The 23,361-nt window shown below is 60.3% G+C and carries 17 protein-coding genes; 12 read left to right on the forward strand and 5 right to left on the reverse strand.

Translation table 11 applies throughout. The features are described 5' to 3' along the window. Both AC1DLT_RS20085 and AC1DLT_RS20090 read right to left on the reverse strand, forming a co-directional pair. Positions 1-3,057, reverse strand: a complete 3,057-nt coding sequence (locus tag AC1DLT_RS20085; RefSeq protein ID WP_477487901.1) for an efflux RND transporter permease subunit — start codon at positions 3,055-3,057, stop codon at positions 1-3. Then, on the reverse strand, positions 3,054-4,178 hold the full coding sequence (locus AC1DLT_RS20090) for an efflux RND transporter periplasmic adaptor subunit (RefSeq protein WP_477487902.1): 1,125 nt from the start codon (positions 4,176-4,178) through the stop codon (positions 3,054-3,056). Before AC1DLT_RS20090 ends, AC1DLT_RS20085 begins: the two co-directional genes overlap by 4 nt. 455 nt (positions 4,179-4,633) lie before the next feature. Here AC1DLT_RS20090 and AC1DLT_RS20095 point away from each other — a divergent pair, with 455 nt between their 5' ends. From AC1DLT_RS20095 to AC1DLT_RS20110, 4 genes are read left to right on the forward strand one after another with little or no spacing between them, the layout of a single operon-like run. Next, a complete protein-coding gene (locus tag AC1DLT_RS20095; protein WP_477487903.1) occupies positions 4,634-5,806 on the forward strand; it encodes an acyltransferase family protein in 1,173 nt (390 codons plus the stop codon). Continuing rightward, positions 5,791-6,894 (forward strand): glycosyltransferase family 2 protein, encoded by a 1,104-nt coding sequence (locus AC1DLT_RS20100; protein WP_477487904.1) that lies wholly within the window; start codon positions 5,791-5,793, stop codon positions 6,892-6,894. Before AC1DLT_RS20095 ends, AC1DLT_RS20100 begins: the two co-directional genes overlap by 16 nt. Beyond that, positions 6,894-7,892 carry a glycosyltransferase family 2 protein gene (locus AC1DLT_RS20105; RefSeq protein ID WP_051900357.1) on the forward strand — a complete coding sequence of 333 codons (999 nt, stop codon included), beginning with the start codon at positions 6,894-6,896 and terminating at the stop codon, positions 7,890-7,892. The genes AC1DLT_RS20100 and AC1DLT_RS20105 overlap by 1 nt, the downstream gene beginning before the upstream one ends. Further along, positions 7,886-9,679 carry an ABC transporter ATP-binding protein gene (locus AC1DLT_RS20110; protein ID WP_477488010.1) on the forward strand — a complete coding sequence of 598 codons (1,794 nt, stop codon included), beginning with the start codon at positions 7,886-7,888 and terminating at the stop codon, positions 9,677-9,679. Before AC1DLT_RS20105 ends, AC1DLT_RS20110 begins: the two co-directional genes overlap by 7 nt. A gap of 191 nt (positions 9,680-9,870) precedes the next feature. Here AC1DLT_RS20110 and denD read toward each other — a convergent pair whose 3' ends face one another. Then, entirely contained in the window at positions 9,871-10,854 is a 984-nt protein-coding gene (gene denD / locus AC1DLT_RS20115) for a D-erythronate dehydrogenase (protein ID WP_477487905.1), read from the reverse strand. 180 nt (positions 10,855-11,034) lie between these two features. Between denD and AC1DLT_RS20120 the strand changes: the two genes are divergently transcribed. The 5 genes from AC1DLT_RS20120 (at position 11,035) to AC1DLT_RS20140 (ending at position 16,410) form a co-directional block, all read left to right on the forward strand. Next, the gene (locus AC1DLT_RS20120; protein ID WP_477487906.1) at positions 11,035-12,480 is read left to right on the forward strand and encodes an FAD-binding oxidoreductase; all 1,446 of its coding nucleotides are present in this window, start codon (positions 11,035-11,037) and stop codon (positions 12,478-12,480) included. 35 nt (positions 12,481-12,515) lie between these two features. Then, complete coding sequence (locus AC1DLT_RS20125; protein ID WP_477488011.1) at positions 12,516-13,250, forward strand: FadR/GntR family transcriptional regulator; 735 nt, start codon at positions 12,516-12,518, stop codon at positions 13,248-13,250. A 312-nt stretch (positions 13,251-13,562) separates the two neighbouring features. Then, positions 13,563-14,096, forward strand: coding sequence for a TRAP transporter small permease (locus tag AC1DLT_RS20130; RefSeq protein WP_046666103.1), 534 nt, complete (start codon positions 13,563-13,565; stop codon positions 14,094-14,096). Then, positions 14,096-15,373 carry a TRAP transporter large permease gene (locus AC1DLT_RS20135; RefSeq protein ID WP_477487907.1) on the forward strand — a complete coding sequence of 426 codons (1,278 nt, stop codon included), beginning with the start codon at positions 14,096-14,098 and terminating at the stop codon, positions 15,371-15,373. The genes AC1DLT_RS20130 and AC1DLT_RS20135 overlap by 1 nt, the downstream gene beginning before the upstream one ends. Positions 15,374-15,405: 32 nt before the next feature. Beyond that, entirely contained in the window at positions 15,406-16,410 is a 1,005-nt protein-coding gene (locus AC1DLT_RS20140) for a TRAP transporter substrate-binding protein (RefSeq protein WP_477487908.1), read from the forward strand. Positions 16,411-16,485: 75 nt separating this feature from the next. Here AC1DLT_RS20140 and AC1DLT_RS20145 read toward each other — a convergent pair whose 3' ends face one another. Both AC1DLT_RS20145 and AC1DLT_RS20150 read right to left on the reverse strand, forming a co-directional pair. Beyond that, positions 16,486-17,379 (reverse strand): DMT family transporter, encoded by an 894-nt coding sequence (locus AC1DLT_RS20145; RefSeq protein ID WP_477488012.1) that lies wholly within the window; start codon positions 17,377-17,379, stop codon positions 16,486-16,488. 33 nt (positions 17,380-17,412) lie between these two features. Then, complete coding sequence (locus tag AC1DLT_RS20150; RefSeq protein ID WP_477487909.1) at positions 17,413-18,615, reverse strand: mandelate racemase/muconate lactonizing enzyme family protein; 1,203 nt, start codon at positions 18,613-18,615, stop codon at positions 17,413-17,415. A gap of 350 nt (positions 18,616-18,965) precedes the next feature. On the opposite strand from AC1DLT_RS20150, the gene AC1DLT_RS20155 reads away from it, so the two are divergent. The 3 genes from AC1DLT_RS20155 (at position 18,966) to AC1DLT_RS20165 (ending at position 23,361) form a co-directional block, all read left to right on the forward strand. After that, positions 18,966-20,798, forward strand: coding sequence for an ABC transporter ATP-binding protein (locus AC1DLT_RS20155; protein ID WP_477487910.1), 1,833 nt, complete (start codon positions 18,966-18,968; stop codon positions 20,796-20,798). A gap of 37 nt (positions 20,799-20,835) precedes the next feature. Then, a complete protein-coding gene (locus AC1DLT_RS20160) occupies positions 20,836-22,371 on the forward strand; it encodes an ABC transporter substrate-binding protein (protein WP_477487911.1) in 1,536 nt (511 codons plus the stop codon). Between the two features lie 66 nt (positions 22,372-22,437). Further along, entirely contained in the window at positions 22,438-23,361 is a 924-nt protein-coding gene (locus AC1DLT_RS20165; protein ID WP_477481881.1) for an ABC transporter permease, read from the forward strand.

Genomic DNA, 23,361 nt, shown 5'->3' on the forward strand with positions numbered 1-23,361 from the left:
TCAGATCTCGGCCGACTGGAGGAAGGGCTTGAAGATCCGAGCGGTACGATCGCCAAAGTCGGAAACGATCAGGTGGAGCGACGGGATGACGATCAACGATAGAACCGTGGACACGAGCAGACCGCCAATCACCGCGATCGCCATCGGCGCCCTGAATTCGCCTCCGTCCCCTACCCCGAGCGCGGAGGGGGCCATTCCCCCGATCATAGCGAACGTGGTCATGATGATGGGGCGAACTCGCTCCGAACAGGCTTCGACGATCGCAGCGACCCGAGACAGCCCATGGGCTTCACGTTCAATGGCGAAGTCCAGGAGCATGATGGCGTTTTTCGTCACGATCCCCATCAGCATCAGGATACCGATGACGACGGGAAGCGAGACGGCGTTGCCGCTCAGCATGAGGCCAGCTGCAACGCCGCCGATCGACAGGGGAAGGGAGGCCAGGATGGTCCAGGGCGCCAGCACGCTTCCGAAGAGGAGGATGAGAACGACAAGCACAAGCATGACGCCCGATCCCATCGCCACCGCAAAGCTTGAGAACACCTCGCCTTCGGTATCGGAATCCCCGGTCGCCTGAATGCGCACGCCCGCCGGCAGGTTCTTGACGCTATCGAGCTGTGCGAGCCTATCGAGACCCTGGCCCGACGTCATGCCGTCAGCCATGTCCGCTGAGATTTCGATGCGACGCTGGCGATCAAATCGCTCGATGGCGGCGACCCTCTCATCGAAGCTGACGTCGGCGACGGAAGACAACGGAACCGACGTCCCTCTCGTCGTCGGTACCGACAGCATTTCAAGGGTTGGCAAATCGTCGCGAGCATGCGTTTGGAGCAGCACACGGATTGGGATCTGTCGGCCGCCGTCAACGAAGTTGGGCAGCCGGCTGTCGACGTCGCCCACGGTCGATACGCGGATCGTGCGGGCAAGTTCTGCCGGAGATACACCGATCGTTGAAGCCTTGTCCGCGTCAATTTTTACCCGCAGTTCCGGTCGTGTTGCCGCGTTGTCGGCGGTCGGGTTGACGAAGTTTCTGTCGGCTGCGAGCTCCTGCAGTATGTTATCTGCGGCCTGCTGAGCCAAAACGCCATCCGCGGACAGGACAGCGAAAGATATGTCCCGCCCACCGCGGGTGTTGAGAAAGCGCAGCCTGACATCCGAAATGGAGGAAAGCGCCTTTTCAAGATCGGCTTGTATCGAGAACGATGAACGGTCGCGGTCGGATTTGTGGAGCAGATCGATCAGGACGACCGCATATCGTACGTCTTCCTGTCCGGCCGTACTCGACCCCGCCCTGACGAATACGCCTTCCACCGCGGGATCCCGCCGGATCAGGGCGGCTATTTCGTCCGTCGCTGCTCTTGTTTCGTGCAAAGCGGCTCCAGGCGGCAGCTCCACCGAGAGGGTCAACCGCCCCGTGTCCTCTTCCGGCAAAAAGGCGGTCGGCAAGGAGGTCAGGGCGTATAAAGCCAGTGCGAAAGCCGCGAATGCGGATCCGACCGTCATCCATCGCCACCGCAGACTGACCTTCAGCACTCCCTCATAGGCCGACACCAGGCGCCCTCTCAGAATGTGGGACGGAGGAGCGTTCGTCATGATGTATGCAGCCATGATTGGGGTGATCAATCGGGCCACCAGAAGTGAAAAGAACACCGCTATCGCAACGGTCTGCCCGAATTCTCGAAAGTACAGCCCGACCACTCCGCTCATGAAGCCCACGGGTATGAAGACAGCCATGATCGTTGCGGATATGGCTATGACCGCAAGCCCTATTTCGTCAGAGGCGTCCAACGCAGCCCGGTAGGCGGATTTGCCCATGTCGCGGTGACGCACCACGTTTTCGATTTCAACGATCGCATCGTCCACGAGAATTCCTGTCACCAGGGTGATCGCAAGCAAACTGAGGATGTTGAGGGAAAAGCCCAGGAGATCGATGGCAAAAAAGGTCGGGATGATCGAAAGCGGAAGCGCGATTGCGGCCACGACCGTGGCCCGCCAGTCGCGCAGGAATAGAAATACGACGACGATTGACAATGCCGCGCCCTCATAGAGGGTATGCATGGCCGAGTTGTAGTTGCCCGCCGTGTAGGACATATTGTCGTCGACCAGCTTGAAGCGGGTCGACGGCTGTTCGAGATGTAGCTTCTCCAGTGCGACGGCCACTTCCTCCGCAACAGCTAACTCGCTCGAACCCTTTGAGCGATAGACCACGAAACCTACGACGTCCTCCTGATCCAAAGTAGCAAAGGCGCGGGCCTCCGTGATCGTATCTTGGACGTTTCCGACATCTTCCAGTTTCACACTGGCGTCGTCCGACAGGAGGATGCGAGAACCACCAAGTTCTGCAATCGTCTGCGCCGCCGCGGCGGTCGTCAGCGTCCGTTCTCTGCCATTCAGGTTGCTGCGGCCCCCGGAACGATCCAACTGGCTTGCGATGAGGCTCTCGTTAACGGCATTCGCCGTCAGGGAGAGCGCCAGCAATCGCGAAGGATCGAGTTCGACATGGATTTCCCTGTCAGCACCTCCGACACGATCAATGCGGCCAACGCCCTTCAGACCCTGCAACTGCCGGGCAACAACATCGTCGACGAACCACGAAAGCTCAGCAACGGCCATGTCCTGGCTTGTCACGGCATAAGTCACCACCGCCTGCGCTTCTTCCTCAGCCCGTTCGATGACAGGCTCATCTATTCCATCGGGAAGATCGCTGCGGATTTTCGCAACCGCGTCGCGGACGTCACCCATGGCGCGGTCTGGCGAAATCACGCCCAACTCAAATTCGACAGCGGTAACGGAACGGCCTTGAGTGACAGTCGACTTGATCTCTTCCACGCCTGCAAGAGACGCTACCGCGTCTTCAACAAGACGAGTGACTTCAGTCTCCAACTCGCTCGGCGCGCCGCCGGGTTGGTCGATAGTCACATTCACCGCCGGCTCGTCGATGGTCGGGAAGTAAGTAACGGGCAGCCGTGAAAAGCTGTAAAGACCCGCGGTGACAAGGAGTAGGAATAGGAGGATCGAAGGAAGCGGGTTGCGAATAGCCCAGGCCGATATGTTCATTGAAGTCGAGCTCCGAGCCGATTTGGCGTAGATGTGGAGGCGTCGGCATGCGTTGCCGGTGTCGCGGCCAATACGGGCCTCACCCGCTCCTGTGCCTTCAGGAAGGCACCTGATTTCAGGACGACCTCCTCTCCCTCCCGGATGCCGTCGACGATTTCCACGAAGCCGCCTTGCTGTAATCCGATGTGGACCGGGCGGATATCCACGAGCCCGTCTGAAACGACGTAGACGTTGTGGCCAGCCGCCGTGCTTTTGACGGCCGTTCCCGGGAGGAGAACATTCTGCCGGTCTTCGACACTGATACTACCCCGCGCAAAGACGCCTGGGATAAGTCCGGCCTTGTCTGCAAGTTCGATCCGCACCGTCCCGCTTCTTGTCTTGGGATCGAGTTGCGCGGCATTCAACCGGACGGTTCCCGCGATGGCTCGGTCGTGTCCTGGCAAGGTAATTTCGGCGCTCATGCCTTCGCGCAGCCGAACGAAGCTTGTCTCCGTCACCTGCGCCACGAACTCGATATCATCATCGTCAGCGATGACAAAAAGAGGTCCGGCGGAACTCGATGTCATCCCCCCGACACGCGCTTTCCGGCTCAAGATCCGACCCGAGCTGGGGGCCCGCAGGGTGCTTCTCTGAACAGTCAGTTCGATTTCCCGCCGCTCGCTGGCGATCAACTGTTGATCTGCGTTGGCGAGCTCCAACGATTGGCGCGCCAGTCGCAATTCCGCGACGGCTCGGGCGTGAGCGTTCAAGTCTTCCTCGAGGACATTGTCGGCGATCGCTCCTTTTGGCTGTAGCGAGCGGCTGCGTTCCAGCTTCTTGCGCGCTTCGGCTTCGGTGACCGTTGCCACATCTATCTTGCTGCTTTCGACGGCCACGGCAGCACGCGCGCGAAGGAGGCTCACCGCATTCTTGTCCAGCAACATCAGTGCTTCGGTCGTGTCCAGGAGCGCGAGCGCCTGGCCGCGTTCAACATGTTGCCCGGCCTCTACCAGAATCTGTCTGACCTCCTTGCCGACGACGGCGGGATAGACCTCGATTTCTTCCCGCGCCGCGAGCGAACCAACCACCTCGATCCTTTCCGTCAACGCGCCTCGCTTGGCGACGATCGTCGTCACCAGCATTTGGGCGTCTGCGGACGCCACTGTCGAAAACGCACATGCGAGCATCGCTGCTTTAGCGACAAGCGTGCAGCAGCGTCGAAGCGTGGATGATACGGTCGATAACGCGATCATGGAGTGGACCTTTTAACTGGGCCGGCGAGCGCCCTGGCGTGTTTGGTCACACGATAGCGATGGGGAGGAGCCGCACTGTGTAGTCGCATTAAGAAATGTTGCGGCCCGCTCGTGCCTCGGATCCTCAAGAGGCGCGGCCCGGTAAACTCTGCGTCTGGAAGTAGGACTAAAGACCGGCCTGCTGCGGGGCTAAAGTCTGAATCGCGGTGACGGCCACAGTTTGGTCGGATTTTGCCTGAACTTTTCGGGCTGCAAAAATAGGTTTTCGGGGTTCCAAACAAAGCACGGCGGCAAAATACAAGCGAAGCGGGAGTTATCACAAGTTCTGCTCAACTGGGGGCTCCATGCTTCATGCACGCGACCGACAATTGGATGGTCTTAGAACTCTTGCCATCTCAATGGTTCTATACGCGCATTTTTTCGCGGCCGACGGGTCGCATTGGGGCCATATCGGCGTACGCCTGTTCTTCGTCCTCAGCGGCTTCCTGATAACGCGAGTTTTGCTGGAAGCGCGCTCTACCGCCCAGTTCGAACCACGCACCGCGATAGGATCGTTCTATATTCGCCGGGCGCTGCGCATATTTCCGCCGTACTTTGCGGTGCTGAGCTTCGTCTGGCTGGTCAACCTCGAGCAGGCGCGCGGCAGCATCAAATGGCATGCCCTTTACCTCTCGAATTTCTGGTATGCCCTTCGCGATGAATGGACGCCCTGGGTACTTTGTCACACCTGGAGCCTGAGCATAGAAGAGCAGTTCTATGTCGTGTGGCCGCTCGTCATCCTGCTCGCCCCGCGCCGCTGGCTTGAGCCGATCTGCATGGCTCTCATCGCATGCTCGCTCGCCTATCGGTTCTATTGGCCGTTCACGGGGACGCCTTCGCTCGCGCGGGATCTTCTTCCTCCAGCGTCGATGGACGCCCTGGTGGCCGGCGCGCTCCTTGCGCTCCATCGAGCGCGATCTCAGACATTGCCGCACTGGATGCGGCTAAGCTCGGCGCTGTTGCTCGTTGCAACAGCCATTTTGATGTGGCTGAAACCGCTCCCACTGTCACCGACGCTCGCCTGGATGAATTGGATCGGCTTGGAGGTCCTTCCTCTTGTTCCGCTCACGGCCTTGGTCGGATACTGTTCGTCAGGCCTGCGGGGAACTCCCGGCCGTCTATTGGAATCCGCTCCGATTAACGCAGTCGGACGTGTCAGCTACGGGGTTTACCTGTTCCATCCGATCGTCCTGTCCTTCGTTGTAGGCGCACAACCGTGGATTCCGTTCAACGTCTCGGAACAGGGTTTCGGTCGCCTCATCTTAGGAACCACCGGAACATTGGTATTGGCCGCGATCTCGTGGCTGGCGTTCGAAAAACCACTCAACCAGTTCAAGCGCTATTTCCCATACGTCCCTCAAAGAAGGCTTCAACCCACGTATGACGCGCCGTCTGCCGCAGCCATTTCGAAGGCTGGGCAAGTACAGGAACCTCAAATTGCCACGCCATTGCGAGTCGAACGATGTCCTCCCCGCTGATCTCCGTCGTATTGCCCGTCTACAACGGCGAACCTTATCTCGCTGCGGCGGTCGAGAGCATTCTGCGCCAGGACTACAAGCGCTTTGAGATCGTCGCCATCGACGATGGTTCAAACGATCTCTCGCTGGATATTCTGCACCGATATCAGAAGCTTGACGATCGCGTTCGCATCGTCTCGCGCGAGAACCGCGGGCTGATCGCGACCTTGAACGAGGGCATCGCCCTGGCTAGAGGTGACCTGATCGCCCGAATGGACGCGGATGATATCTCCTATCCAACCCGCTTTTCCCGCCAGGTCTCGCTCTTTGAGCAGCAGCCCCAGCTTGCGATCTGCGGAACGGAAGTCGATCGGCTTCTCGGCAACCGCGTCGTGCGCAGCACGCCCAATCCCATTTATCAGTCAGGGGATTGGCACATACTGTCGCTGTTCTTCACGATCTTCCTGCATTCGACGGTGATGTACAATCGCAAGATCATTCCGGAAGATATGCTGGTTTATGACGCAAGCTATGTCCATGCGGAGGACTTCGATCTCTTCAGGCGCATTACGCGCGCGTTTCCGGCGGCGATGATCGACGAGGCCCTGATCGCCTATCGTATCCACAGCGACAGCGTTACCAACAAGCACAAGCGGCAGATGCGCCGAACCCACCTGAAGATCGTCGCCGAGAACCTCGAACGGCAGGCTCTTAACGATGATCCCGGTGCTCTTCTTGCTATCGGCGCAGCCGTTACGCCGGAAACGGTGCGCCGAGCCGCCGATTGCGTGCTCGCGATCGAAGAAAAGGTCGCCGAGCAAGTTGGTGCAAGCGCCAGCAACTACGCAGAAGGCGCCTTGTGCTTCTTCTATTTCCTCTATCAATTCATTGCCGATGAGCAACGTCCTGAGTTGACCCACGCATTTCTTATGCGAACGGGAAAATGGGACGTCATCCGGCGGCGGGAGCGTTATGGCCTTCGAGCCGCCGTCGCTGCGCCCTGGTTGAGCCGCATGTCGGAAGAGGCGATCCGGCGGCTCGATGGGGTGGCACGGTACTATCAATCGGTGCCGGCCAAGACGGTGTTACCGCTTCGAGGGCTCGCCTGATGCCCAGAGAGCGTCCCCCTCTGTCCCCCGATGGGGGTCACCCCATCGATGCAAGCTTTATCGTCTGCACCCGCAACAGGGCGGCCGCGCTCGAGGCATGTATCAGCTCGATCGAAGCCGCCTGCCAAGCCGGTTCCCTAAACTGCGAGCTCGTGGTGGTCGACAATGGATCCACCGACGATACAGCCACGCGTCTATCCCGCATCGCGGCGAAATCCGCTGTTCCCGTCAGATGGATGGTGGAGCCGCGGCCTGGCCTTGCTGCCGCGCGCAATACGGGAATGGAGCGGGCGCGAGGCAGGCTTCTGATCTTTGTCGATGATGACTGCGTCGTCGACGGTTCCTACCTCCAGGATCTGAACCGGCATTATTCGGCAGGCGAGCGATGCATCGTCCGGGGCGGCCGCGTCGATCTCGGCAGCCCGCACGATCTGCCTTTTACAATCAAGCGGTCGCGATTCCGGGCCCGTTTCACGCCGGATGTTCATCCGGGCGGGTTCGTGCTTGGCTGCAACATGACCATGCATCGAGAAGCGGCAGCCTGCATCGGGCGCTTTGACGAGCGGTTCGGGGCCGGCGGCCCGCTGCGGTCCGCAGAAGACACGGATTACCTCGTCCGTGCCTATCAACTCGGCATTCCAATCGAATATGTTCCCGACATGACGGTCCAGCATTTTCACGGGCGAACCACACGCGATGCAATCGAACAACTTCACCGGGATTACAGCCTTGGAAACGGCGGCCTTTGCATCAAGCATGCGTTCAAGGCTCCCTGGCTGCTTCGCCATTTCTGCTGGACGACCCGATCGGCCTGGCGGGAGCTGTTCGGCGGCTACCGTTTCGATCCGGAAATTTCCCTGTCCCACCTGACGATCGTGGGCATGAACCTGGTCGGAGCAGCCAAATTTGCCTTGCTCGCCATTCGGTGGCCCAAACAGGCGGATCCTGGGACGACCAGCCATCTGCCCCGTCCGCAACGGGAATCGCCGCCATGCTAGATGTCCTCACATCGAGTTCTCACCTCCTGCGCAACGCTCTGGGGAAAAACACCGGTCTGTTGGCGATCGTCGTCATCCTGGGACTGAGCAGCGCCGTTCTCGAAGGCACAGGCATTGGTCTTGTCATTCCGATGCTCAGCATCATTGCCGGTGAAAATGATGCTTCGGGAATGGCCGGCCTTTCCGCCGTTTTTCAGCGGGTGGGAACCGGATTGGACGATCAGACCCGGCTGATCGTCATCGCGGCCGCCATTCTCGGATTGATCACCGTGAAGAACGTGCTGGCTTTTGCCAACGCGGTGCTTGCCAATTTCATATACGGCAAGGCCGGCCATTCGATCCGGAACCGTCTCGCCGACCAGCTTTTGACGATCGGCTATCCGTTCTTCCTGCAGCAAAGCCCGGGGCGGTTGCTGAACATCATCTCCAACGAGTCCTGGCGGGCCTCGGATGCTGTCCAGACCATCCTTGCAGCGATCGTGAATGCGTCAGCGGCCATTATCCTGCTCGCATTTCTGCTGCTTCTTTCGTGGCAGATGTCGCTGTGTGTCACACTTGGGCTTGTCCTGATCCAGGCCATCCATGCTTTGCTATCGGCAGGCCTGAAGGGCCCGAGCCGCAAGGTCACGTCGTTCAACAGTGAACTTGCCGCGAGGATGCTTCACCTTGTTCATGCCGGGCGCCTCATCCGCGCATTCGGACAGGAACAACGTGAAGGAACGATCTTCGACGCGGCTTCGAATGCCGTGCGAAAGGCGGGTTTCGTTCTTAACAGCCGCCAGGCAGCTCTCCCCCCGCTAACCGAAGTCCTGCATTCCGCCCTCTTTCTGGGTGTGGTTGTCAGCGCATGGCGGATTGGGGTCGGTTTCCCGGTCATCGTGGCTTTTGTCGTCCTGCTCTATAGGCTGCAACCGCATGTCCGCGCGCTGCAGATGGCCTGGAGCCAGATTCAGGGATGGAGTGGAGCGCTGGAAGAAGTCGGATGGCTGCTGGATTCCTCCGACAAACCAGCGGCGCCCCAGGGAAGTCGTCCGATCCAGGGGCTCCGCCGGCAGATCAAGTTCGACCAGGTGACCTTCAGGTATCCGGGTTCCAGCACACGACCCGTGGTCCTGCGTTCGGTAAGCTTTGATATTCGCCAGGGCCGCTCGACGGCAATTATCGGACGGTCGGGCGCCGGCAAGAGCACGATAGTCAATCTCCTATGCCGGTTTGTGGAGCCTGATCAGGGCAATATTCTTGTCGACGGCATTCCACTCGACCAAATCGATCCCGCCGAGTGGCGCCGACAAATTGCGCTTGCCAGCCAGGATCTTGAACTGGTGGATGGCACCATTTTCGAGAATATCGTCTACGGCCACGAGACCTCCCTTCTCGCGGCGGAAAACGCGGCCAGACTTGCCGAGGCGCATGAATTTATCGAGAAGCTGCCTGACGGATATGAAACTGTCGTCGGCTACCGGGGAGCGAGCCTGTCTGCCGGTCAACGACAGCGGATCGCCCTGGCAAGAGCTCTGGTCCGCGATCCGGAAATTCTGATCCTAGACGAGGCCACAAATGCCATGGACGGCTTGTCCGAGGCATCGATCGTGGAGACGTTGAAATTAAGAGCCGGGCGCCGCACCACGATCGTTGTCAGCCATCATCACAGCACCATTTCCTTCTGCGACGAGGTTGTCATTCTCGGTGCCGGCCGCGTCCGCAATCAGACGCCCTTTGCCGAAGTTGCAACCTTGAGCATGGAACAGCTTTACGAACATGAGATGTCGCATGGCAGCCCATCGTGAAAATCCCGTTCAAATCCGCAAAGTTGCTGCGCTCTCACAATCAACTGCCAGGCGACAATCGACGCTGCCCCTGATGATCCGACGATCGGGGTGTGTCGGCAGCGGCCTCGCTCCGACGCATCCGGACATCTGAGCGAAGGCCACCGTTCGTTTTGAAGGACAAACCCTTTAGTCGCCGCGCGAATTTCTCATCACGCGCAGCCTCCGAGCTCATCCTCGATGTGGACCCGGATGATCTCGTCGAAATTTTTCTCCGCGGTAAAGCCGAGGGCGGTGGCGCGTTTTGCCTCGAAACCGGGCGCCCAGCCCGCAACCATTTTCATGATCATCTCGTCCGGTACCCGACGAATGAGGTTTACCGCTCTTTCGCCCCCCACCCGGCGGAGCGCATCGATCTGCTCGCCGACGGTCGCACTGACGCCCGGCATGGAAAGATTGCGATGCGGGCCGACCTGATCGAGATCCATATTCGCCGCATGGACGAGGTATCCGACGGCCGAGCGAGGCGATGTATGCCAGTGGCGCACGTCATCCGACACGGGCAGGATCGCCTCCTGCCCGATCAACGGCTCCCGCAGAATGTTGGAGAAGAAGCCGGATGCGGCCTTGTTCGGTTTGCCGGGCCTGATGCACACGGTCGGCAGCCGGATGCCGATGCCCTCGAAGAACCCGCGGCGGGTGTAGTCCGAAAGAAGCAGCTCTGAAATGGCCTTCTGGGTGCCATAGCTGGTGAGCGGCGTCAGGTGGAAATCATCGGGAATGGGGAACGGAAGCGGGGCACCCGCGACAGCGATGGACGACGTGAAGACGACCCGCGGCCTGTAGCCGTCCTCGCCGTTTGCGAGGCGGATTGCATCGAAAAGATAGCGGGTGCCATCCAGATTGACCCGGTAGCCCTTTTCGAAATCGAGCTCCGCCTCCGCCGAAACGATCGCAGCAAGGTGAAAGATCACGTCGGGGCGGGACCCGATGAGTTTTTCGGCCTCGCCCGGCATCGAGAGGTCGGCGTCGCTCGTCACCACGGACCCGGAAAAACTCTGCGGGTGCTCGGGCTTCACGACGTCGACGAGGGTCAGCTTGTCGATCGGCTTGCCGAGAATGCCGCCCTCCGCAATGAGACGCGCCGTCAGTTTGCGGCCTACCATCCCGGCCGCGCCTATGATCAGAATATGCATGCTTCCTCCCGTCTCGACCCGAGGCGACGACTGCCCGGATACGCTAATATTTATATTGTACGGTTGTCTGATAACCTTATATGCTTCGGTTGAAAACAGGATAGTTGTGCGCCGAGACAAGGCGCAGAGCAAATCAAACTATCCCGCCAAGGGACGGATCTTCCAAAGGAACCACCGAGAATGACGAGCCTGCAAACTGACCCGGCCGGAGAGCATCGCCTCCTCCTGCGATCGATGCTTGGCGAAGACCTTGTCTTGACGGATGCGGATGCGATGGCGCGATATTGTCGCGACTGGCACGGGGACGTCGCGAGTTCGGCGGTTGCCGTCCTCAGGCCGCGGTCGACGGAAGACGTGGCCGTCTGCGTCAAAGCCTGCCGTGAGCTCGGCCTCGCGATTGTCCCGCAGGGAGGCAATACCGGCCTAGTGCTGGGCGCTATCCCGGATATGCCGGAGCGGCAGGTCGTTCTCAGCCTCGAACGCATGAACCGCATCCGCAAGATCGACGCCGACGACTTCTCCGCCGTCGTCGAGGCGGGCTGCATCCTGTGGGAACTGAAGGAAGCTATCGCCGCGGAGGGAATGTTCTTTCCGCTGGCCCTCGGTGCGCAGGGAAGCTGCCGGATCGGCGGCAATATCTCGACCAATGCCGGCGGCATCAACGTGCTCCGATACGGCATGACACGCGAACTGGTGCTGGGCCTGGAGCTCGTGCTGCCGGACGGAACGGTCTTCGACGGCCTTTCGACGCTCAGGAAGGACAATCGCGGCATAGACTTGAAGCAACTCTTCATCGGCGCCGAAGGCACGCTCGGTATCGTCACCGCCGCATCGATCAAGCTGACGCCCAACCCCGACCAGGTGGCGACCGCCCTTGTCGGTCTCGCATCCCTGGAGGATGCGATCACCCTCTATCGCCGTGCCCGGCGCGACTGCAGCGACCTGATGTCCGCCTTCGAATTCATGCCGCCGCTTGCCTTCACGCTCGCCCGTGAGGCCATTCCGGACCTGCCGATCCCGATGGCGACCGATTATCCCTGCTATGTCCTCATGGAAGTATCCGGTTCCGGGCTCGTCGATATCGACAACCTGATGCAGCGGTTCCTAGAAGCGGTCATGGAAGATGGCATCGTCGTCGACGGCGCGATTGCCTCGTCACAGGCGCAGGCGAGAAACCTTTGGCTGATTCGTGAAGGAATGAACGAGGGCCAAGCGAAACGTGGAGTTCATATGCGCAGCGACGTTTCGGTTCCGCTCTCCAAGGTACCTTCCTTTGTCGCCGAGGCCGAAAAGGCGATCCACGAAGCGCTGCCCGATTGCGTCTGTGTCTCCTACGGTCATGTCGGAGATGGAAATGTTCATCTCAACGTTCTGCCGTCCGTGGAACTGCCCCATCAGCAGCGGCTCGAAAGGATCTATCAGTCGAAAACGATCCTGAACCAGGTGCTTGACCGTTTCCACGGCAGCCTCAGCGCCGAACATGGCATCGGCCGGCTCAAGCGGGCGGATTTCGATGCACGCCTCCCCGAAACCAAGCGCCGACTGCTGACGGCTATCAAGAATGCCATCGATCCTGACATGGTGATGAACCCGGGCTGCCAGTTGAATTTTACCGGGAAGTCGTAGAAGAGCGTCACAAGGGGAGAGCCGGCGCCGTGGTAATGGACTTCAGCCAGATCAGACGAAACGAACACCTGCCCGCCCGGATCGCGTCGCAGATCGGACGCGAGATCAGCGACGGCCGGATAACGGCCGGCGAAAAATTGCCCACCGAACATATTCTGGCAAAGACCTTTGGCGTCAGCCGGTCTGTCGTGCGCGAGGCGATCGCGCAGCTTCGCAATGAGGGCCTGGTCGAGACCCGGCAGGGTGTCGGAGCGTTTGCCACCGATATCGAGCACCGCCATTCGATTCGCATCGAACAGGGCAATCTCGCCCACCGAGCCAGTTTTCAAAGCCTGTTTCAGCTGAGGCTGCCACTGGAGATCGAAGCTGCCGGTCTCGCCGCGGTCAATCACACGGACGAAGACCTTGTGAGGCTCGACGAAGCGCTCGAGCAGATGACGGGCGGAGAGAAGTGGACCGAAAAAGGCATTCTCGCCGACCTCGCCTTTCATCGCCAGATCGCGGCTTCCACGCATAACGAATACTTCCTGCTATTCATCGGTTTCATCGCGGAGCGAATTCATCTTGCCATCAATACGGCTCGGGAGGCAGCCGTATTGACGGAAATCGTCGAGGTGACGATCGCCGAACATGTCGCGATCCGCGACGCCCTCGCCAGCCGCGATCCGGTCTGTGCCCGGGAAGCGATGCGCCATCATCTCCACGGCGCGGCAAGCCGCCTCGACCTTCAATTGGAGGTTTATTGGGGTGTCGGCCGGGGCTCAAGTTAGATCGATCCAGCGATTTCCTGAAACAGGCCAAGGGCCGCTGGACAGCGGGTAAAACTGTCTTTAGAGATACCGCAGGTGGAGGGTTGTCAGACATCCTGACAATTGAGGGAGCGCTGGAGAGGTCTTTGCGATGGAGGAGAGGCTGATCGCATATCAAATAGGAAACCGCATCGTGACGTCCAGCCTGCCGCTTGAGCCGCTGGTCGATGAAGCGGATCATCGGGGCAAATGCCCGGAGCGGAACTTGAGGTTGTCGACGGTGACGAAGACGCTCGCCCGGCGCGGGCGTTTGTAGGAATTCGGGAGGGGAATATGCAAAAGGCAATCGATCTATTTTTTAAGGCATTGGAAGTCCTATTGATCCTGCTGCTTTCAGCAATGGCGATCATGGTGTTTGCCAATGTGGTTCTTCGCTACGCCTTCAATTCCGGCATGTCCGTCTCTGAGGAATTGTCCCGCTACTTCTTCGTCTGGCTGAGCTTCGTCGGCGCAGTCGTCGCCTTTCGCGAACATGGTCACCTCGGCGTCGAAAGCGTCGTGGCGCTTTTCGGCCGCAAGGGCCGGCTCGTCTGCATGATCCTGTCTAACCTCGTCATCCTCGCTTGCTCGATGATCTTTTTCTGGGGGACTTGGCAGCAGTTCGAGATCAACGCCAGCATGAGCGCGCCGGTGACCGGGATTTCGATGATCTGGGTCTACGGCATCGGCCTGTTTACCGGCGCCGGCTTGTCGCTGATCGCGCTGGAGCGGCTGTTCCGCTATGTCACCGGCCGCGCGACGGCGGAGGAGATCAGCATCTTTGCCGGTGAAAACCTGACGATCGAGCAGATGGCGGAGCGTACCTGATGACACTTATCGTATTCATCGTATCGCTTCTCGGAGCCATGGCGATTGGCGTGCCCGTCGCGTTCTCACTGATGTTCTGCGGCGTCGTGCTCATGTGGTACATGGACATGTTCAACACCCAGATCATCGCCCAGAACATGATCGCCGGTGTCGACACCTTTACCCTGCTTGCCATTCCATTCTTCATCCTGGCCGGTGAGCTGATGAACTCCGGCGGCCTGTCGCGCCGCATCATCGATTTCGCGATTGCCTGTGTCGGCCATATCCGCGGCGGCCTCGGCATTGTCGCGATCATGGCAGCCGTCATCATGGCCAGCATTTCGGGCTCGGCCGCTGCCGATACGGCAGCCCTTGCCGCCATCCTTATCCCGATGATGGCGAAGGCTGGCTATAACGTGCCCCGTTCCGGCGGTCTTATAGCGGCGGGCGGCATTATCGCGCCGATCATTCCGCCGTCGATGGCCTTTATCGTATTCGGCGTCGCGGCCAACGTGTCGATTACCCAGCTTTTCCTCGCCGGCATCTTTCCCGGCATCCTGATGGGCGTTGCGCTGGTCATCGCTTGGTTGATCACCGTGCGCCGGGACAAGGTCCAGCCGTTACCGAAAGCGCCGATGAGCGAGCGGCTGCATGTGACCGGCAGGGCCGCCTGGGCGCTCGGCATGCCGGTGATCATTCTTGGCGGCATCAAGGCCGGCATCATGACGCCGACCGAAGCTGCGGTGGTTGCCGCCGCCTATGCGCTCTTCGTCGGCATGGTCATCTATCGGGAGCTTAAACCGAGCGAACTGCCGCGTGTCATCCTGCAGGCTGCCAAGACCACATCGGTCATCATGTTCCTGGTGGCTTCGGCACTGGTGTCCTCATGGCTGATCACCGCCGCCAATATTCCGTCCGAGATCGTCGGTTATATCGAGCCGCTGATCGACCGTCCGATGCTGCTGATGTTCGCCATCATGATCCTGGTGCTGGTCGTCGGCACGGCGCTCGATCTGACGCCGACCATCCTGATCCTGACGCCGGTCCTGATGCCGATCGTCAAGCAGGCGGGAATTGATCCGGTCTATTTCGGGGTGCTGTTCATCATGAACAACTCCATCGGCCTCATCACTCCGCCGGTCGGCGTCGTATTGAACGTGGTCAGCGGCGTAGCGCGCATTCCGCTTGGCAAGGTGACGGCCGGGGTCTGGCCGTTCCTGATTGCCGAAACGATTGTGCTGTTCCTGCTGGTCCTGTTTCCAGACCTCGTGCTCGTGCCTGCACGCTGGCTCCATTAAACCTGTCTCAAGCTCATCCATGGGAGGATAATATGAGAAAACTGTTACTGACGACCACCGCCCTTGCCATCGCATGCGCGTCGGCCGTACCGGCCTTCGCCGAATTCAAGGCGCGCAACATCCGCGTCTCGAACGGCATCAATGCCGATCATCCGGTTGGAAACGGCATCAATGCGATGCAGAAATGCCTGGACGAGAAGTCCGGCGGCAAGATGAAGTTGACCGCCTTCTGGGGCGGCGCACTCGGCGGCGACCTGCAGGCCACCCAGGCGCTGCGTTCCGGCGTCCAGGAAGCCGTGGTGACGTCGTCGTCGCCGCTGGTCGGCATCGTCCCCGCCCTCGGCGTTTTCGATCTGCCCTTCCTCTTCGGCAACGCCCAGGAAGCCTACAAGGTCCTCGACGGCAAGTTCGGCGACATGATGAACCAGAAGCTCGACGCTGCCGGCCTCGTCAACCTCGCCTATTGGGAAAACGGCTTCCGCAACCTGTCGAACTCGGTTCGCCCCGTCACCAAGTGGGAAGACTTCTCGGGGATGAAGGTTCGCGTCATGCAGAACAACATCTTCCTCGATACCTTCCAGAACCTCGGCGCCAACGCCACCCCGATGGCTTTCGGCGAAGTCTTCTCGGCTCTCGAAACCAAGGCGATCGACGCGCAGGAAAATCCCTACGTGACGATCGACACGTCGAAGTTCTTCGAAGTGCAGAAATATGTCACGGAGACGAACCACGCCTACACGCCATTCCTCTTCCTGTTCTCCAAGGCGATATTCAACACCTATGCGCCGGACGAGCAGGCAGCCTTGCGCGCCTGCGCAGTCGTCGGACGCGACGTTGAGCGCCAGGTGATCGGCGATTTGAACAAGAAGTCGCTCGAGAAGATCAAGGCGGCCGGCCTGCAGGTCAACACGCTGTCGCCGGAAGAGCAGCAGCGCATCCGCGAAAAGTCCGCGGTCGTCTATGAGAAGCACAAGGCTGAAATCGGCGCCGAGGTGGTCGACAACATTGTCGCCGAGCTCAAGGAAGTCCGCAAGTAACGGAACGCCCGCATCCCGGATGTAGTCCGTCTGAGGAATGCATACCCGCGGTGCCCTAAAGCGCCGCGGGTTATTTCATTCCGGAACAGCCGGAAGCACGCTCTGCCGCTTCTTGAGCATCTGTTCGCGGATGAAGATGAAGAGGCCGGACGCGACGATCAGGGCTGCCCCGACCATCATGCCGAGCCGCGGCATATCGCCGAAAAACATCCAGCCGAAGATCACCGCCCAGAGCAGCAGCGTATATTGAAGCGGCGCGACGGTCGCCGCATCGGAAACCTTGAGGGCGCGGTTGACCAGCATATGCGCTGCCATGGCGACGATGCCGAGCAGTCCGAGCAGAAGAAGGTCGCGGTTCGACGCGATCGGCGACCAGTCCAAGGGCGCGAAGGCGAGGCCGGCGATGCCGGCGCCCACGACCTGGAAAAACACCAGCGCACTATCCGGCGTGCCGCGCAGAAAGCGTCCGGAAATCAGCATGAAGGCAAACGCGGCGCTGCCGACGATCGAAATGACCGCCGGCATGCTGAACATGGCGCTCGAAGGTTCGAGCGTGATGATGACGCCGACGAAACCGACGGCAATCGCCGTCCAGCGCCGCCAGCCGACCTTTTCGCCGAGCAGAAAGGGCGAGCATGCCGCGACATAGATCGGCGCCGCCAGCCAATAGGTCATGACGTCAGCGAGCGGCAGATACATGACCGCATAATAGAAGCAGAACACTTCAGCCGTCGAAAACGCCACGCGGAAAAACTGCATGCCGGGCCGTTCGACGGCCAGTAGATTGCTAAAACCTGCCTTCCAGACCATCGGCACCAGGATGATCAGTGCCGCAAGGCTGCGGATCAGGACAACCTGACCCAGCCCATAATTCGCGACGAGCCATTTGCCCATGGCGTCGTTCAAGGCAAACATCAACATGCCGAGAAGCATCAGCATCGGGCCGGTCATGCTCGCGGTTCTGAGCATGGTCGCCGAGGATATCGTCATTTCAGTCGCACCTTAGAGAATGGAGGCGTCGGACGTCCGCCAGCTGACGGTGAAGGCGCGATCGAGCTCGGGGTTGAGCTCCATGCCAAGACCCGGGCCTGGCGGCACCGTGATCATGCCGTTTTTCACCTCCGGCAGCGCCGTCACCAGGTCGCGGTACCACGTCTTGTAGAACGCGCGTACGCTTTCCTGCACCAGTGCGTTCGGTGCATTGAGAGACAGATGGGTCGATGCGCAGAGAACGACGGGGCCGGTGCAGTCATGCGGTGCGACCGGCAGATGCCAGGCTTCCGCCATGGAGGCGATCTTGCGGGCTTCCGAAAGGCCGCCGCACCAGGAAATGTCGAGCATGACGATGCCGGCGACGCCGGTTTCCAGGTAGTCGCGAAATCCCCAGCGGGTCGCGAGCGTCTCCGAGGCTGAGATCGGCGCCGGCGATACTTCCGCATAACGCTTGAGGCTCGACAGGCTGTCCATCTTGATCGGATCTTCATGCCAGAAGGTCTGGTAAGGGGTCAGGGCCTTCGCAATCTGCATGGCCGGCAGGAGCTGCCACATGGAATGGAACTCGACCATGATATCCATCCGGTCGCCGACGGCCTTGCGGATCTTCTCGAAAGGCTGAAGCGCAAGCTTCATATCCGGCATCGATATATACTGGCCTTTTGTCCTCTCCGCAGCCGCGTCGAACGGCCAGATCTTCATCGCCGTGATGCCCTCTTCGAGCAGCGACAAGGCCAGTTCGTCGGCACGATGCAGAAAGCCGTTGAGGTCGTCGTAAGCTGTGCCACCGGTCAGACCGTAGTTGGCGGTCGCCTGGCCGGTTGCCTTCTTGATATATTCCGTGCCGGCGCAGGTATTGTAGGTGCGGATTTCCCGGCGGCTGAAGCCTCCCAGCAGCTGGGCGATGGGCTGGTTGGCGACCTTTCCGAAAATGTCCCAAAGGGCGATATCGAACGCCGAATTGCCCCGCACTTCCGCGCCTGAGGAGCGAAAACCGATATAACCGACCAGTTCCTGCGCCAGGAGGTCGATCTGGAGCGGGTCGCGGCCGATGACCCTTGGAGCGACATATTCGTGGATGTAGCTCTCCACGGTCTCGGCGCCGAAAAAGGTTTCGCCGAGGCCGGTAATTCCCTCGTCGGTGTGGACAAGCACCCACAACAGGTTCGCACGCTCTGCGACGCGCACAGTTTCAAGCTTGGTGATTTTCATGTTTCTTCCCTTGGCGAAATTCAACCACAGGCGGCGGTCTTTGGTAAGGCAGGATCTTGTATTTTCCCGCTCCCTGAACACCGTCACCTAGACAGGCCAAAATCAGCCTATTGCGCCGTTGACAAAATGTCGACAAAGTGATGACATATTCTTATCAAGGCGAGGGTGAGGCAGGTGACGGAAAAACCGAACAAAATTCGGGGCCGCCATACATGGGAAAGCGGGCAGAAGACGGTGAGCATGGCTGCCAACAGCTGCCGTGCCGAAGGTCATGCGCATCTTGTGGGTCACCCTGTCGACGCCCTCATTCGAGCGGCCTGCGCCGCCATTATCCGGTAGGAGCTCCCCGAGTGACGCCAACCGCCCCCACCCCGCTTCTGGCCGTGGATGACCTTTCGGTCGAGTTCGGCGCCTCCCGCGTCATCGAGAATTTGAGCTTTTCCGTTTCGGCCGGCCAGACCGTCGCGATCGTCGGCGAGTCCGGTTCGGGCAAGTCGGTGACCTCGCTGTCGATCATGCGGCTTGCGGACATGCTCGGCGCCAATTACCCGACCGGGCGCATCCTGTTCCAGACATCAGGCGACGAGATCGATCTCCTGAAACTCGACCAGAAGAAGATGCGCAGCATTCGCGGCAAGGAGATCTCGATGATCTTCCAGGAGCCGATGACCTCGCTCAACCCGGTCTTCACGATCGGCGACCAGGTGGCCGAAATCCTGAAGCTGCACGAGGGTAAGTCGAACAGCGCAGCGCTTGCCGAAGCGAAACGGCTGCTCGACATGGTGCGGCTGCCGGATGCGGCGGAACTGCTGACCCGTTATCCGCACCAGCTTTCCGGCGGCATGCGCCAGCGCGTGATGATCGCCATGGCACTTGCCTGCCGGCCAAGGCTGCTGATCGCCGACGAGCCGACCACCGCGCTCGACGTCACCATCCAGGCGCAGATCCTCAATATCCTGCGCGACCTGCAGAAAGAACTTGGTGCCGCCGTCATCTTCATCACCCATGACATGGGCGTCGTCGCCGAGATGGCCGACGACGTGGTGGTGATGTGGAAAGGCAAGGCGGTGGAAAAGGGCAAGGCACTCGACATTTTCGAGAAGCCGACCAATGCCTACACCCGCACGCTGCTCGCGGCCGTGCCGAAGCTCGGCAGCATGACCGGCGAGGAATTCCCCAAGCGCCTGCCACTGACCGTGCTCGAAGATGGAGAGCCGAAGCTTTCAGGCGTCGAACGCATCCAGGATACCGCCCGTTACGATGCCGATCCGCTACTGTCGGTGCGCGATCTCGTGGTTCGTTTCGACATCAAGAAGGGGCTGCTCGGCAAGGTCACCCACCGCGTCCACGCCGTGGAAAAGGTCTCCTTCGACATCCATCCGGGCGAGACGCTGGCGCTGGTCGGCGAATCCGGATCGGGCAAGTCGACGATCGGCCGCACCATCCAGCAGCTTCAGAAGGCAACGGCCGGCAATATCACCTTTTCGGGCAAGCCGCTCTCGGCAATGACCATGGCGGAACGGCACAACCTGCGCCGGGACGTGCAATATATCTTTCAGGACCCGTTCGCCTCGCTCGATCCGCGCAAGACGGTCGGTTTCTCGATCGCCGAACCGATCCGCACCCACGGCCCACTCGACAGCGAGAAGGAGATCGCAAAAACCGTCGATGCCCTGCTCGAGCGGGTCGGCCTCACCTCCGCGCACGCCCGCCGTTATCCGCACGAGTTCTCCGGCGGCCAGCGCCAGCGCGTTTGCATCGCCCGGGCGCTCGCCTCGAAACCGAAGCTGATCATCGCCGATGAGGCACTGTCCGCACTCGATGTCTCGATCCAGGCACAGATCATCAACCTGTTCATGGATCTGCAGGAAGAGCGTGGCCTCGCCTACCTCTTCATCAGCCATGACATGGCCGTGGTCGAAAAGATGAGCCATCGGGTGGCGGTGCTCTATCTCGGCCAGATCATGGAATTCGGCAATCGCCGCCAGATCTTCGAAACGCCGACGCACGACTATACGCGGCGGCTTCTTTCGGCCGTGCCGGTCGCCGATCCGCGCCGGCGCAAGCCGTTGGCGATGATCGAGGGAGACATTCCAAGCCCGATCCGGGCGGTCGGAAACGAACCGGTGCTTCTCGCCCGGGAGGAAATCGCGCCAGGCCATTACGTGGCACGCGGTGCATGACGATTTGACATTCGGTTTTTCAACAGGAGCAAAAACGATGATAAAAATACAGAGGGGTTTGCGGACGGCATTCGTGGCGATGGCGCTCGCAGGCGTCGCATTCGCGCCGGTCTCGGCGCTCGCCGCCGGCAAGCTGACGGTGTCCTCGCCGCAGGATCCGGGCAGCTGGGATCCGATCGACACATTCCTGGTCAACTGGGCCTCGGTCTCGACCAATATCTTTGACGGCCTCACCTATCGCGGCCCCGACCTGAAGCTCGTCCCGGGTCTCGCGACTTCCTGGGAAGTGCTCGACAACGGCATGCGCATCCGCTTCAAGCTGCGTGAAGGCGTGAAATTCCACAACGGCGAAACCTTCAATGCCGAAGCGGTCAAATTCACCTTCGACCGCCTGCTCGGCCCGGAAGGCGCCAAGGGGCCGCAGCAATCCAACTACAATTCGATCGGCAGCGTCGACGTTGTCGATGCCAACACGATCGACATGAAGCTGAAGGTGGCCGATCCGGTCATCCTCACCAAGCTCGCCGGTTACGGCGGCATGATCGTTCCGCCGAAATACATCGCCGAAAAGGGCGATGCCTATTTCAACGCCCATCCAGTCGGCACCGGCGCCTTCAAGTTCGTTTCCTACGAGCCGAAGGTGAACATCGTTCTCGCCGCCAACCCGGACTATTTCGGCGGCGCGCCGAAAATTTCGGATCTGGAATACAAGTTCATCTCCGAGCCGGCTACAGCGGTTGCCGAACTCCAGGCCGGCCGTGTCGATCTCGTTATCCCGCCGACCATTCCGATCGGCATGATCCCGACGATCCAGGGCAATGCCAAGCTCGCCGTGGTCACTTCGCCCGGCCCGACGGTCTATGCACTGCGCTTCAACACGCGCGACGGCATCACCAAGGATCCGAAGGTTCGCCAGGCGCTGATCATGGGCGTCGATCGCGACGCGATCATCAAGTCGATCCTCGGCGGCCAGGCACAGCCGATCGCCAGCTTCCAGGGGCCGCTGTCCTTCGGCTTCGACAAGGCCATGAAGCCGCTGCCCTACGATCCGGTCAAGGCACAGGCTCTGCTGAAGGAAGCCGGCGTCGCGCCGGGCGCATCCCTGCAGATCGACCTTCGCGGCAACGAGGCGACCTTCATCGAAGTCGCCCAGGCGATCTCCGCCTATCTGCAGACGATCGGCATCACGGCAACGATCAAGCCCTATGAGACCAACGTTCTCTTGAACGACATCATTCCCGGCGGCAAGACCGGCGCGATGTTCCAGCAGTCCTGGGGCGGCTGGACGCTCGACTACGACAACACAGCCGTCGCCATGTACCACACCGGCGAAAAGTGGAACCCCTACGACAGCGACCCGAAGATGGACGAACTGCTTGCCAAGCAGCGCACCATCACCAATGTCGCCGAGCGCGAGAAGGTTCTGCAGGAAATCGCTCATTACGCAGCAGACCGAGCGCTGGAAATGCCGCTCTACAACTTGAACGCCATCTTCGGCATCAACAAGCGCGTGAAGAACTTTACGCCGGTGCCGGACAGCCGTTTGAAGTTCACCGACGTCACCGTCGACTAAGACTTCGCGGAGCCGCCGCCTTCGAGTGGAGGCGGCGGCTCCGACAAGAAAACGAGGAACGAGAGATTGGCCGTATTCCTGGTAAAACGCCTTTTGCAGGCGATTTTCGTCGTGATTGCCGTGACGCTGACGGTCGCTTTCGCGATCCGCCTCACCGGTGACCCGGCGCTGATGCTGACGCAAGGCGCCGGCAGCGTCACCGAGGCCGATCTCGTGCGCATCCGCGAGGGTCTCGGCCTCAACGAACCGTTCTTCGTTCAGTACCTGAATTTCCTGAAGGGCATCTTCACGCTCGATTTCGGCAAGAGTTTTCTGGGCGGCACGCCGGTATCGCTGCTGATCGGCAAGGCACTGCCGGCGACGCTGGCGCTCGCCTTCACCTCGCTGATCGTCTCGATCGTCATCTCCATTCCGCTCGGCATCAAGGCCGCCACCGCGCGTGGCAAATGGGCCGACCAGATGATCCGCATCCTGTCGCTCGTCGGCCTGTCGTTTCCAAATTTCTGGCTGGCGACGATGCTCGTCCTGCTCTTTGCGATCGCCCTGCCACTGCTGCCGCCAAGCGGCATGGACGGATTTGAAAGCTTCATCCTGCCGGCCGTTACCATGGGCATCATCCTGACAGCGACCAATGTCCGCCTGGTGCGCACCACCATGCTGGAGACGCTGCGCTCGCAATATATCATGGTCGCCCGCGCCAAGGGGCTCAGCGAAAACGCCGTGCTTTATAAACATGCACTCCGCAACTGCGCCATTCCGCTGATCACCTATTTCGGCCTGCAGTTCGGGGGCCTGCTGGGCGGCATCGTCGTCGTCGAGCGGGTGTTCAACTGGCCGGGCCTCGGCACGCTCGCCTTCGACGCCGTCGGCGCCCGCGACTATCCGGTGCTGCAGGCGGTCATCACAGTCCTGTCGCTGATGATCATCGGCATCAACCTCCTCGTCGACATTGCCTACGGCCTCGTCGATCCCCGCATCCGGACGGAGTGA

It is taken from the genome of Neorhizobium sp. 05N33 (genome assembly GCF_056397445.1).

Bases quoted from the DNA above. Each gene is read 5' to 3' on its own strand.
- AC1DLT_RS20085 (WP_477487901.1), bottom strand. From the start codon at position 3,057: ATGAACATATCGGCCTGGGCTATTCGCAACCCGCTTCCTTCGATCCTC.
- AC1DLT_RS20090 (WP_477487902.1), bottom strand. From the start codon at position 4,178: ATGCTGGTGACGACGATCGTCGCCAAGCGAGGCGCGTTGACGGAAAGG.
- AC1DLT_RS20095 (WP_477487903.1), top strand. From the start codon at position 4,634: ATGCTTCATGCACGCGACCGACAATTGGATGGTCTTAGAACTCTTGCC.
- AC1DLT_RS20100 (WP_477487904.1), top strand. From the start codon at position 5,791: ATGTCCTCCCCGCTGATCTCCGTCGTATTGCCCGTCTACAACGGCGAA.
- AC1DLT_RS20105 (WP_051900357.1), top strand. From the start codon at position 6,894: ATGCCCAGAGAGCGTCCCCCTCTGTCCCCCGATGGGGGTCACCCCATC.
- AC1DLT_RS20110 (WP_477488010.1), top strand. From the start codon at position 7,886: ATGCTAGATGTCCTCACATCGAGTTCTCACCTCCTGCGCAACGCTCTG.
- denD (WP_477487905.1), bottom strand. From the start codon at position 10,854: ATGCATATTCTGATCATAGGCGCGGCCGGGATGGTAGGCCGCAAACTG.
- AC1DLT_RS20120 (WP_477487906.1), top strand. From the start codon at position 11,035: ATGACGAGCCTGCAAACTGACCCGGCCGGAGAGCATCGCCTCCTCCTG.
- AC1DLT_RS20125 (WP_477488011.1), top strand. From the start codon at position 12,516: ATGGACTTCAGCCAGATCAGACGAAACGAACACCTGCCCGCCCGGATC.
- AC1DLT_RS20130 (WP_046666103.1), top strand. From the start codon at position 13,563: ATGCAAAAGGCAATCGATCTATTTTTTAAGGCATTGGAAGTCCTATTG.
- AC1DLT_RS20135 (WP_477487907.1), top strand. From the start codon at position 14,096: ATGACACTTATCGTATTCATCGTATCGCTTCTCGGAGCCATGGCGATT.
- AC1DLT_RS20140 (WP_477487908.1), top strand. From the start codon at position 15,406: ATGAGAAAACTGTTACTGACGACCACCGCCCTTGCCATCGCATGCGCG.
- AC1DLT_RS20145 (WP_477488012.1), bottom strand. From the start codon at position 17,379: ATGCTCAGAACCGCGAGCATGACCGGCCCGATGCTGATGCTTCTCGGC.
- AC1DLT_RS20150 (WP_477487909.1), bottom strand. From the start codon at position 18,615: ATGAAAATCACCAAGCTTGAAACTGTGCGCGTCGCAGAGCGTGCGAAC.
- AC1DLT_RS20160 (WP_477487911.1), top strand. From the start codon at position 20,836: ATGATAAAAATACAGAGGGGTTTGCGGACGGCATTCGTGGCGATGGCG.